The organism is Streptomyces sp. NPDC001796, from assembly GCF_042892355.1.
Lineage (GTDB): Bacteria > Actinomycetota > Actinomycetes > Streptomycetales > Streptomycetaceae > Streptomyces.
Genome location: NZ_JBIAUC010000033.1, coordinates 1 through 12,468, shown reverse-complemented (window position 1 = coordinate 12,468; position 12,468 = coordinate 1). Strand labels below are relative to the sequence as shown.

The window sequence follows — 12,468 nt, the reverse complement described above, 5'->3', positions numbered from 1 at the left end:
CCTCTGACAGCGCGGTTCTTGGATGGCTGTCCCGTCATGGGCGGTGGAACCCTTCTCGTCGGTCGCGAAAGCCGGGCGCACGGAAGGACGTCCTGCCGCCTTCGACTGCCGGCGCAGAACGCGCTCGCACGGCGCGCTGATACAACCGACATGGTGGCCTGCCTCACGCAGCCCCTACTTCTCCGAGGGTGCCAACCTCGATCAGGTGGCCGGACGAGCACGGCAAGCGAGGAGTAGGCGGCCCGTCCGCCCCTGCCCGACGCTGGGTCGGCGTGGCGTGCAGCACTACACATGAAGGCAGGGGCAACCGTGACCGTGACCAGCAACCGCTACGACGTCGCCATCCTGGGCTCGGGCATCGGCGGATCGATGCTCGCTTGCATCCTCGCCAAGCACGGGGTGAAAACCCTGCTGCTCGAGGGGGCTTCACACCCACGGTTCGCCATCGGCGAGTCGCTCATCCCGGAGACAGGCATCCGGCTGCGGATCATCGGCGAGAAGTACGGAGTCCCGGAGATCGGCTGGCTCGGTTCCTTCCACGCGCTGCGCGACAACATCAGCAGCGCATGCGGGGTGAAGCGGTCCTTCAGCTTCATGTACCACTACGCCGGCCGCGAGCATGAGGGTGACCACATCAACCAGCTGCCGACACTGACGCCGCCCATAGGGCCGGATTCCCACCTGTTCCGGCAGGACACCGACGCCTACCTCGCCGCCATGTCGGTTCAGTACGGCGCGGACCTCGTCTCTCAGACACGAATCGAGGACATCGCGCTGCGGGACGACGGAGTGGAACTGCGCGCGGCCGCCGGGACGGTCTACCGGGCCAAATACCTGATCGACGCTTCGGGCATGCGGTCGCTGGTTTCCGACCTGTTCTCCATGCGGGATGCGACCCCGCGGTTTCGCACCGACACCCGTACCCTCTACACGCACATGATCGGCGTGAAGAGCGCCGACCTCCTGCTGGACGGCCCAGCCCGCAAGAAGGTGCCCTCTCCGCTCGGTGAGGCGACCATGCACCACGTCTTCGACGGGGGCTGGGTCTGGGTGATCCCGTTCAACAACCACCGGCAATCGACGAACCCGCTGGCCAGCGTGGGCCTGATGCTGGACCGTACGCGCCATCCCGACCCCGAGGGATCTCCGGAGGAGGAGTTCCGCCGTATCGTCGCCTCCTACCCCACGATCGAGCGCCACTTCGCGGGAGCCAAGCCGGTACGACCGTGGGTGCGCTCCGGCCGCCTGCAGTACTCGTCACCCCACATGCTCCTGCCGCGGGTTCTTCAGCTGCCCCATGCCGCCGGGTTCGTCGACCCTCTGTTCTCCAGCGGGATGTCGGTGCTCGTGGTCGCCGTCGACCTGATCGCCGAGGAGCTGCTGAAGGCGGTCTCCGAGAACGACTTCGCGACCGAGCGATTCCAGCACATCGAGGACACCGTCAATCGGGCGTTCGACTACTACGACAGCATTGTGGCCACTTCGTTCCAGGCCTTCGCCAGCTACGACACCTGGAACGCCTGGAACCGCAACTGGGTACTCGGCAACGTACTTGGGGCCTTCGGCCCGCTGTCGCTGCTCGTCCGCTACCTGAAGAGCGGCGATCCCGCGTACTTGGCCAGGACCACGGAACCGTCCCGCATGGGCGTGCTGGGCAGCCACCTGCCCGAGGTGGTCGCCGCCATCAGTGCATCACAGCGCGACATCGACGCCGCCGCGAGCGGCCGCATCACTCATGCGGCGGCTGCCGAGCAGATCTTCGCGCGGCTCGGTGCCCTCGACTTCGTGCCGCCGTACATGGGTTTCGGCGACCCCGATCAGCATGCGATCGCGACATTCACGCTCCCCGCCGGAGCCCGGCACGTCACCTGGTACCGGATGCACGGCTCAGCAGCCTGGAAGGAGAACTGCACCTTCCCGCTGCTGTCCTACGCGCGCCAGGCGCTCGGCTTCGCGCTGGCCTCCCAGCGCGACGGGTGGCGACGCGGGACATCGGCCGTGCGAGACATCGTCGCCGCCCGCAACCGCGACTGGCAGTACCAACCGGCTGCGATGAGCGCCCACGGCAAGACCTGGGGACCGATCCCGCCGGCATCTCCCGTGGCCGCGCCCACCACCTCCGCGGCCGACCACGAGACCGCCTCCCTGTAACCCGCCAGATGAGGAGGACACCGCTCATGCGTCCCAACCGCGCAGTCGACCCGGACGTCCCCATACCCGCCCCGGTCGACGACCTGCTGTCCGCAACAGCCCTGATCACGGCCGTACTGCGGCTGGCCGGGCGGGCTCCCGCACCCCTTGGTGCGGGAGGAGAGAAGAAGGAGAACACCGTGACGCCAGCCTTCTCGGTCGACCGGGAACACGGGGAGCAGGTGGCCGCATGAAGAGCATGAAGATCGCGGTCGTCGGCATCGCCCTGCGGTACCCGGATGCCGACACCCCCGAGGAGCTGTGGCGCAACGTTCTGGCCGGGCGGCGGGCCTTCCGCCGGATTCCGCAGGAGCGGATACGCACCGAGGACTACTACTCGCCGGATCCCGCGGCTCCCGACCGGCACTACGCCCGCATGGCCGCTGTGCTGGAAGGCTTCGAGTTCGATCGCGTCGGCTACCGCATCGGCGGCAGCACGTTCCGCTCCACCGACATGACGCACTGGCTCGCCCTGGACACCGTGGCGCGTGCATTGGACGACGCCGGATTCCCCCGCGGACAGGGCCTGCCCCGGGCTGCGACCGGCGTCATCATCGGTAACACCCTGACCGGCGAGTTCAGCCGAGCCAACCTCATGCGCCTGCGCTGGCCGTACGTCAAGCGCACCGTCGGAGCCGCGTTGCGGGAGCGTGGCTGGGCGGAGGCGGACCTCGGCCAGTTCCTGGCCCAACTCGAAGAGCGCTACAAGGCCCCGTTCCCACGCGTCGACGAGGACACCCTGGCCGGCGGCCTGGCCAACACCATCTCCGGCCGTATCTGTAACTACTTCGACTTCGGAGGCGGCGGGTACACCGTCGACGGTGCCTGCTCCTCCTCGCTGCTGTCGGTCGCCACCGCCTGCACCGCACTGGCCACCGGCCAGGTCGACGCCGCGATCGCAGGCGGCGTGGACCTGAGCATCGACCCGTTCGAACTCGTGGGCTTCGCCAAGACCGGCGCGCTGTCCACGAGCGAGATGCGGGTCTACGACAAGGACTCCAACGGCTTCTGGCCCGGCGAGGGGTGCGGGATGCTCGTCCTGATGCGCGACGAGGACGCCGTGCGCCAGGGCCGGTTCCGCTACGCGACCATCGCCGGATGGGGCCACAGCTCTGATGGAAAGGGCGGGATCACCCGGCCGGAGGCCGCCGGGCACCAGCTTGCGATCAGCCGTGCGTACGCCGCCGCAGGCTTCGGCGTGGAGAGCGTCGCCTACTTCGAGGGCCACGGCACCGGCACCGCCGTGGGAGACGCGACCGAATTGGAGGCGATCTCCGGCGCACGCCGCGCCGCTGATCCGACGGCGGCGCCCGCAGCGATCAGCACCGTCAAGGGCAACATCGGTCACACCAAAGGCGCGGCCGGAGCCGCCGGGCTGATCAAGGCGGTTCTCGCGGTCCGGCACCAGATCATCCCGCCCGCCACAGGACACCGCCAACCGCATCCGGCGCTGGGCGGCGACGCATCCATGCTGCGAGTGCCGGACACCGCCGAACTGTGGCCGGAAGGCGCCCCGGTCCGCGCCGCCGTTTCCTCGATGGGCTTCGGCGGCATCAACGCGCATCTCGTCGTCGAGCACGCCGACGGTGTGCGCCGCAGCAGCCTCGGGTCGGTGACACGGCGCCTTGTGCGGTCCCGCCAGGACACCGAGCTGCTGCTGCTCGACGCATCCGGCACCGCCGAGATGCGCGACCGTGTCGCCCAGCTCGCGGCGTTCGTACCGCAGCTGTCGTTCGCCGAACTCGGAGATCTGGCCGCCACGTTGTCGCACGACCTGACGGGCCTGCCGGTGCGGGCCGCGGTCGTTGCACGTTCTCCGGAGGAGGCGGAACTGCGCCTCGGCAAGCTCATCGCGCTTCTCGACGACGGCGCGCGCCAGGTACTCGATCCGATCGGCGGCGTCTTTCTCGGTGCCGGCGGAAAGCCGCCACGCATCTCCTACCTGTTCCCGGGGCAGGGCTCGGGACGCGGGGCGGACGGTGGTGCCCTGCGACGTCGATTCGCCACGGTGGACCAGCTGTACGACAAACTGGACCTGCCGAGCGGCGGTGACCAGGTCGCGACCGCGGTCGCGCAGCCACGGATCATCGCCGGTGCGGTGGCAGGACTGCGTGCGCTGTCGGCACTCGGCATCGAGGCCGTCGGCGCATCGGGACACAGTCTCGGCGAACTGGCAGCGCTGCACTGGGCCGGAGCACTCAGCGAGGACGCTGTCCTGCGTGCGGCGGCCGCGCGCGGCCGGATCATGAGCACCGCCAGTGCCGGTGGCGGGGCGATGGCCGGGATCGCCGCCCCGGAAGCCGAGGTGCAGGCCCTGATAGGCACTGACCCAGTGGTCATCGCCGGTCTCAACAGCCCTGTGCAGACGGTGGTCAGCGGTCCGGCGCCGGCAGTGGAGACAGTGATGGCGCGGGCCCGGGCCCGCGGTGTCCCGGCCACGCGGATAGCCGTCTCGCACGCGTTCCACTCAAAGGCCGTCGCCCCGGCCGCCGAGGCGTTCCGCGAGTACCTGGCCGGGGAGGACTTCGCTCCGCCGGCCAAGACCGTGGTGTCCACGGTCACCGGGGCTCCGCTGCGGCCGGACACCGATGTGCGTGAGCTGTTGACCCGACAGATCCTGGACCCGGTGCGATTCAGCCACGCGGTCGAGACCCTGGCCGCCGAAACGGACCTGTTCATCGAGGTCGGGCCCGGGCGGGTGCTGGGGAACCTGGTCCAGCAGATCGCGCCGGCCGTGCCCGCGGTCTCGATCGAATCCGACAGCATGTCGCTGGCCGGGCTGTTCCACGCGGTTGCCGCGGCCCATGTGCTCGGAGCACCCGTCCGGCACGGGGAACTGTTCCGCGACCGGTACGTCAAGGCCCTGCCGCTGGACAAACAGTTCTCGTTCCTGGCCAGTCCCTGTGAGGCGGCGCCGGAGGCCGACTTCGCGACACCCGAAGAGCCGCTCGATTCCGCAGCGGCTGAGATCGTGGCCGCACCGGGGCGGCGGCCTGCGGCGGAATCCGACACTCTGACCGTCCTGCGACGCCTGGCGGCCGAACGCGCGGAGCTGCCGATCACCGCGGTGTCCCCCGACAGCAACCCGATCGACGAGCTGCATCTCAGCTCCATCACCGTCGGCCAGATCGTGACGCAGGCCGCTGGGGAGCTCGGTGTGACGGCGGTCATGGCGACGTCCGCGTACGCCACATCGACCCTGGCCGAGCTGGCGAGGATGCTCGACGAACTCGCCGCCACGGCACGAGACGGGGAGGGGGAGCGCGAATACGTTGCGGGAGTCGCGCCGTGGGTGCGGTCGTTCGCCGTGGACCTGGTGCCCACCGAGCCGGCTGTTCCTGTCCCCCAGCACGCTCCGCACGCTCCCTGGGGCGAGTGGGAGCTGTTCGCCACCGCGGCCCACCCGCTGGCCGAGCCGCTGTGTCGGGCTCTGCGCACGGCCGGGATCGGTGACGGCGTGCTGCTCTGTCTGCCGCGCGAAGCGGACGAGGAACATGTCCCCCTGCTCATCACGGCAGTGCGGGCCGCGCTGTCCCGGGTCCGGAGCGCTCCCGTACGGTTCGTCACCGTCGGCGGCCGGCGGGGCGCTGCGGGCATGGCCAAAACGCTGCACCTGGAGGCACCGGACGTCACCACGACCGTCGTGGTCCTGCCTGACCCGGAGGCGCTGACGCAGGAGGAGGCGGCTGAGCTGGCCGCCCGGATCGCGGCCGACGCGGCGATGACTGAGGACTTCGCCGAGGTCTGGTACGACGCCACCGGACGGCGCTCGGTGCCGGTGCTGCGGGCCCTGCCGGCGGCGGGCTCCGCCGCGGCCCCTTCGATGTTCGGCAAGGACGATGTGCTGCTGGTCACCGGCGGCGGCAAGGGCATCACCGCGGAGGCCGCGCTGGCCCTTGTGCAGGACACGGACGCCGCGCTGGCCCTGCTGGGCCGCTCGGATCCGGCTGAGGACGCTGAGCTGGCCGCGAACCTGAAGCGCGTGCGGGCCTCGGGTGTCCGGTTCCGCTACATCCGAGCCGACGTGACCGCCGCGGACGAGGTCAAGGCCGCCCTCGAAGAGGTCCGCCGCGAGCTGGGGCCCGTCACGGCGGTGCTGCACGGCGCCGGGCGCAACGAGCCGCAGGCCCTCGTCAACCTGGACGAGGACACCTTCCGCCGTACACTCGCACCGAAGATCGACGGCCTGAAGACCGTCCTCACGGCCATCGACGACGCGCCGTTGCGCCTGCTGGTCACCTTCGGCAGCATCATCGGCCGGGCCGGGCTGCGTGGTGAAGGCGACTACGCCACTGCCAACGACTGGCTCACCGACCTGACGCGCCGTTACGGCGAAGAGAACCCCGGCTGCCGCTGCCTGGCCGTGGAGTGGTCGGTGTGGTCCGGTTCCGGAATGGGCGAGCGGCTGGGTGTCCTGGAATCGCTGATGCGCGAAGGGATCTCCCCGATCCCCGTGGCAGACGGCGTCGCCATACTCAAGGACCTCATCACAGACCCCGACACCCCCAGCGCCGTCGTCGTCATGGGACGCGCCGAAGGGCTCCCCACCATCACGCTGGAGCCGCGCGAGCTGCCCTTGGGACGGTTCCTGGAAAGGCCGCGCGTCCACTACCCGGGGATCGAGCTCATTGCCGACGCCGACCTGTCCGCCGCAGACGATCCCTACCTCGGCGACCACGCACTCGACGGCGATCTGCTGTTTCCGGCGGTTCTCGGCTTCGAAGCCCTGGCCCAGGCCGCCTCGGCACTGACCGGTCGCACGACGGTGCCCGCGCTGACGGATGTGGAGTTCCTGCGCCCGATCGTCGTGCCGGCCGACGGCCGCACCACTGCGCGCGTCCTCGTCCTGGCCGACGGCCCGGACACGGTCCGCGCGGCAGTGCGCTCCAGTGAGACAGGGTTCCAGACCGACCACTTCCGGGCCACACTGCGCTACGACATCTCCTCGACCACCGATGCCGCTGGACCGGTCGAGACCTCGGATCCCGAAATCCCGCTGCGGCCGGCCGACGAACTCTACGGATCCGTTCTCTTCCAAGGCGCACGCTTCCAGCGCTTGCTGGGCTACCGGCAGCTCACGGCCCGCAGCTGCGTCGCACAGCTCTCCAGCCTCTCACGCCGCGACTGGTTCGGAGAGTTCCACCCGGCCGATCTGGTGCTGACCGATCCCGGGACGCGAGACGCACTGATGCACTCGATCCAGTGCTGTGTGCCGGACGCGACACTGTTGCCGGCATCGGTCAAACGGCTGCTCCTTGCGGATGCCGATCGGCTGCAGCGAGCCACGGAGGTGGCGGTGCACGCCACCGAGGTGTCGCGGGACGGTGACACGTACGTGTACGACGTCGATGTCCGCGATCCCGAAGGTGCTTTGGTCGAGCGGTGGGAAGGGCTGACACTGCAGGCGGTGCGGAAACAGAGCGGCGCCGGCCCATGGCGAGCGGCCCTGGTGACCACCTATCTCGAACGCAACGCCGAACCGATCCTGGGGACCGGGCTGCGCGCCGCGGTGTTCCCGGACGACCCGTCGGTGACAGCCTCGCGCGCAGCACGGCGCGCCGGCACACAGCGGGCGCTGAGCTGGGCTCTCGGTCATCCGACGGAAGTCAGGTACCGGCCGGACGGCATGCCGCTGGTGCCCGGGTTCCGGGTCTCCGCCTCCCACGGCGCGGGCGTTACATTCGCCGTGGCCGGGGACCGTCCGATCGGCTGCGACGTGGAGGTCGCCACGCCCCGGACCCAGGACCAGTGGCGCGCCCTGCTGGGCGCGGAAGGTGCCGCACTGGCCGCACTGCTCGCCACCGAGCGGGACGAGGACTATGCGGTCGCGGCGACCCGTGTCTGGGGCGCGGTGGAGTGCCTGCGCAAGACCGGTCATGCGCGGGTGGGTCTGACCGCCGAATCGACGGGCGGTGACAGCGGGCCGTGGGCGGCACTGCGCAGCGGCTTCACGTCGATCGCCTCCTTCGCGACACGGCTGGACGGCGTCGCGGAGCCGGTGGTGTTCACGGTGTCGATGGCTATGGGCGAAGGCGAGGCGGACAAGTGAAGCAGTACGGGCCGAGGCAGTACTACGAGTACCGGCACGTGGTCGGTTTCGAGGAGACCAACCTCGTGGGCAACGTCTACTACGTCAACTACCTGCGCTGGCAGGGACGGTGCCGGGAGATGTTCCTGCGCGAGCACGCTCGGGACGTGATCGCCGACCTTCAGAACGATCTGAAGCTGTTCACCCTGAAGGTGGACTGCGAGTTCCTGGCCGAGATCACGGCGTTCGACGAGCTGTCGATCCGGATGCGCCTGGAGGACCTCACCCAGACACAGGTCGAGTTCTCCTTCGACTACGTGCGGCTGCGGGAGGGGCTGGAAGAACTGGTGGCACGCGGGCGGCAACGGGTCGCGTGTATGCGCGGCCCGAACGCGGCGACCCTGCCCACGCCGGTTCCGGAGTCACTGCGCAGAGCACTGACCCGGTACCAGGCACGTGGCGCCTCCTCGGCGCACCGTGCCGGAGCGCCGATGCCCGTCGCCGCGAACGGGGCGACGCGGCCCGGAGAGGCCTGATCGCCATGGCAGCGAAGCGCGGACACGCCGGGACAGCGCTGGGATCGGACCTCTCTCCTCGGGAACTCCGCCGGGTCTTCGGACGCTTCGCCACGGGGATCACCGTCATCACCGTCGGCCGGGACGAGCCACGCGGCATGACCGCGAACTCGTTCACATCAGTGTCGTTGACCCCACCGATGATTCTCGTGTGTGTCATGCGAGACGCCTCGATGCATGCGGCGATTCTGGAGCACGGGTCGTTCGCGGTGTCGGTGCTCTCCGACCGGCAGGAACGTGTGGCGCGCCACTTCGCCGACGGCAGCCGGCCACGCGGCGCTGCCGAGTTCGCCACCGTCGACTCGGTACCCGCACCTCGCACCGGCGCCCCGGTCCTGCCCGGCTCACTGGCCTGGTTCGAGTGCGGCCTGGCGGCTGTCCACGACGGTGGTGACCACTCGATATTCCTCGGCCAGGTACTGGAGCTCGGCGACGGCACCGACGACGACGCTCTCCTCTTCTTCGCCGGCTCCTACCGACGGCTGGAAGCACCTGCCGACTGGCGCGACCACACCATATAAGGAACTCCCTCACTCCCCGGAAAGGAAAACGCTGATGGCAGCCTCCCGCGCAGCCCTGGTCACCGGCTGCTCCACCGGCATCGGTCGCGCTGCCGCGCTGCGGCTGCATGCGGCCGGACTGCCCGTCCACGCGACCGCCCGCGACCCTGGCACCCTTGACGCCCTGACGGCGCAGGGCATCCACACCCTGCGCCTGGACGTCACGGACGAGGAGTCCATGGTCACCGCTGTCAAACGCATCACCGAGGATCACGGTGCTGTCGGCGTGCTGGTCAACAACGCCGGCAGCGCAGTACACGGCACGGTCGAGGACGTTCCCCTGGACACCGTACGCCCGGCGCTCGAGACCAACGTCTTCGGGCAGATACGACTCATTCAGCTGGTGCTGCCGGGGATGCGCGCCCAGCACACCGGGCGCATCGTGAAGATCTCATCGATCCTCGGCAGATTCTCGCCACCCGGTGGCGGGCTCTATCACGCCACCAAGCACCCGCTGGAAGCCTACGCCGACACGCTGCACGTGGAAGTGGCTCCCTTCGATGTCCGGGTCAGCCTGATCGAACCCGCCACGGTCCGCACGCAGTTCTTCACCACGGCGATCGCCCAGTTCGCCGGCCGCTCGGACTCCGCTTACCAAGCCTTTTACGACAAGCTGGCGGCCTGGGCCATTGATGTGCACGAGGGGCGCACGGCCGCCGGGCAACTCGCCCTGACCTCGGAGGCGGTGGCCCGAGTGGTCGAGCGGGCGGCCGTCTCGCGGCGCCCGCGTGCCCGCTACCCGGTCGGCCTGCTGGCACGCGGCGCGCTGGGGCTTCGTCGAGCGCTGCCGGATGCCGCCTTTGACAAGTTTGTGGCCAGGCAGTTTCCGGCGCCCTGACCACCTTTCGACCAGTCACCGGCACCGATCGGGCTGGCATGGGATGAGTTTCGGCCCGGAAAAAACTGCTGGGGTTGCAGTGAACGGCTCAGGCCGGACGCGCGGCCTGGGGCCGTGTTCTGTTCATCGGTGTCTCGGTCCAGGCAGTGGCGGAAGGAACGGCGGCTGCCCCAAGCGCCTGGCAGCTGTTCAGGGCAAGGCCGGTCAGGTGGAGTGCCCGGAGTGCGGGGCCCGCTGGGTGGTCGGCGTCGGTCGCCGCTCGGACGCTGTGTAAGTCCACCCTCGACCTCATCGCCAGCTCCTGACCTGCGGCGGGGCCGCTCGCAGGGAGGTCCCGCCGCATTCGAAGGCCCCTGTCATGCGTCGTCGCCGCTACCCCTCGGACACCACGAACGCCGAATGGGCGCTGACCGAACCACTGCTGCCCACCCCGGCCTGCGAGCCCAGCAACGGCGACCGGCCGGAGAAGCATCCCCGCCGCGAGATCGTCGATGCGGTCCGCTATGCCGTGGCCACCGGCTGCAAGTGGCGGGGCCCGTCGGCGGATTTCCCGCCCCATGCCGGAAAACTCGTCGACTGGGCGAAACGGCACCTCAACCTCACCATCAGGCCCGTCAGCCGCCCCAAGGGCGCCTCCGGCTTCGTCGTGCTGCCCCGCCGCTGGGTCGTCGAACGCTCGCTGGCGTGGATGATGCACGCCCGCCGTCACGCGAGGGACTACCAACGGCTCATCCAGCACACCGAGACCCACGGGAAAGGGCCCGCACGTGCGGGCCCTTTCCCGTGGCCGGTGTAATCCGCGGGCGGTTGCGGCGGCGGAGTCCTGGACGCTCGCGGCCGTGACCAGCCGTCGGCCGGCGCCGGTTTCCGCGGTCGGCCGAAGGTGGCGCCCTTCCGGGCGAGATGCCTGGTCACCAGGGTGATGGCGGCCGGCCTTCGGGCATCCGAGCGTGACGACGCAGAGCCCTGCTGTCAGTTGTTCCAGGGCGCCGTCGGGAACCAGATGTAGTCGAGCCTGCCGAGAATCCGCACGGTCCAGTAGACGAGGGTGAAGACGCCGGTGACCAGGAACGCCGAGGCAGTCAACGTGGCGCCTCTCCCTGGCTTGGCGGTCAGCCAGCGTTGTATCCGTTCGCCGACTCCGTAAGAAAGTGCGATGAACAGCAACGACATGACGAGGATGTTGCCGATGGACTGCAGGGAGAAGGCGACCGCGCCGTACAGCGGGTTGTGGGTGGTCGCAGCGTGCCGGAACAGGTTGCGGAACAGAGGATAAGGCCGCCCTATCAGAAAGGCGCCGACCAGTGCACCCATCAGGATCAGCGGCGCGTTTCGGAACCGACGAGAGACGGCTGCCAGCGGGTCTTTGACCAGACCAATGGCGGCCAAGCCAAGGACGATCATTACGAGCCCGATGAGACCGAACGTGATCATCGCCTGGGCGATCTTGGGAGTGACACCTCCGGCGGGATTCACGGTGTTCGAGAACTGTGGCATGTGCGTGCCGACCACACCGACTGTCATTCCGTAGACAGCGGATACCGGAATCATGCCGACGGCCATCCATCCCAGCGGCTTGACGGTGTGCAGGAAGCGGGTTCCTCTCGACTGGCTCTGCCCGATCAGCGGCCCCACCGCTCCGAAGACCGCGATGTTGCACGCCGTGAAGGACCCGGCCAGGCCGGTGACGAACGCGAAGACGACTCCGGCGGCGATACCGCCGATAGGCGTGGCTCCTGCGTCGTGCCCGAGGAGCGTGTCGGCGGTGTTGAATCCGATCTCATCGTCCACGAGCTTGGCGGACCAGGCGTAAGCGAGGAAAAGCCCGCCGATCAGACTGAGCAACACGATCAGCCCCCGCCTGCGCGGGAAGCTGTCGGGGACGAAGAGGGAGGTCTTGTGCGATCTGATGACAGGTACCGGAACTGTGGGGATCTCACTCACGAAAGTGTCCTCCTGCGGCCTGGCGTGCTGGACGTCACGACTGCCGATGGTGAGGGGACGGCTGCTGGCGCAACTACTTTGAGCTTGCCTTTCCGAAGGCGGGGACGTCTCCGGAACGTGGCTGGGCAGTCGGTGGACCAGGTCGGCAGACAGGCGCGGGCCTACAGGCGTCAGGTAGCCCTCCCCGGCCGCGGCCGCAGGCTGGGCGTCGGATACACAACAGAAGGCACCGCTGACTTGAGCTGCCCCGAGTTTCGTGGAGTCCGGTGATCTTGTTTTAGGCGGACTGGGGGGTGGCTTCCTGTTGTCGCCACCACTCGCGTTCGTACTCGG

At 69.2% G+C, this 12,468-nt stretch carries 7 protein-coding genes and 1 pseudogene; 7 read left to right on the top strand and 1 reads right to left on the bottom strand.

Annotated features, from left to right (window positions below; all coding sequences use genetic code 11):
- The first annotated feature begins 309 nt into the window (after positions 1-309).
- The 7 genes and pseudogenes from ACFYZE_RS35185 to ACFYZE_RS35155 all read left to right on the top strand — a co-directional run bounded on the left by ACFYZE_RS35185 (position 310) and on the right by ACFYZE_RS35155 (position 11,114).
- A complete protein-coding gene (locus ACFYZE_RS35185) occupies positions 310-2,151 on the top strand; it encodes an NAD(P)/FAD-dependent oxidoreductase (protein ID WP_389003493.1) in 1,842 nt (613 codons plus the stop codon).
- Positions 2,152-2,177: 26 nt separating this feature from the next.
- Positions 2,178-2,384: a hypothetical protein gene (locus tag ACFYZE_RS35180; protein WP_389003491.1), complete on the top strand. Its 207-nt coding sequence runs from the start codon at positions 2,178-2,180 to the stop codon at positions 2,382-2,384.
- Complete coding sequence (locus tag ACFYZE_RS35175; RefSeq protein WP_389003488.1) at positions 2,381-8,239, top strand: SDR family NAD(P)-dependent oxidoreductase; 5,859 nt, start codon at positions 2,381-2,383, stop codon at positions 8,237-8,239. The genes ACFYZE_RS35180 and ACFYZE_RS35175 overlap by 4 nt, the downstream gene beginning before the upstream one ends.
- Positions 8,236-8,754 carry an acyl-CoA thioesterase gene (locus ACFYZE_RS35170; protein WP_389003485.1) on the top strand — a complete coding sequence of 173 codons (519 nt, stop codon included), beginning with the start codon at positions 8,236-8,238 and terminating at the stop codon, positions 8,752-8,754. Before ACFYZE_RS35175 ends, ACFYZE_RS35170 begins: the two co-directional genes overlap by 4 nt.
- Before the next feature lie 5 nt (positions 8,755-8,759).
- Positions 8,760-9,314, top strand: a complete 555-nt coding sequence (locus ACFYZE_RS35165) for a flavin reductase family protein (RefSeq protein ID WP_389003483.1) — start codon at positions 8,760-8,762, stop codon at positions 9,312-9,314.
- Between the two features lie 34 nt (positions 9,315-9,348).
- Positions 9,349-10,191 carry an SDR family NAD(P)-dependent oxidoreductase gene (locus tag ACFYZE_RS35160; RefSeq protein ID WP_389003480.1) on the top strand — a complete coding sequence of 281 codons (843 nt, stop codon included), beginning with the start codon at positions 9,349-9,351 and terminating at the stop codon, positions 10,189-10,191.
- A 358-nt stretch (positions 10,192-10,549) separates the two neighbouring features.
- Positions 10,550-11,114, top strand: a pseudogene (locus ACFYZE_RS35155) (transposase).
- A 49-nt stretch (positions 11,115-11,163) separates the two neighbouring features.
- Here the strand turns inward: ACFYZE_RS35155 and ACFYZE_RS35150 are convergent.
- The gene (locus ACFYZE_RS35150; protein WP_389003477.1) at positions 11,164-12,135 is read right to left on the bottom strand and encodes a hypothetical protein; all 972 of its coding nucleotides are present in this window, start codon (positions 12,133-12,135) and stop codon (positions 11,164-11,166) included.
- Between the last annotated feature and the right edge of the window lie 333 nt (positions 12,136-12,468).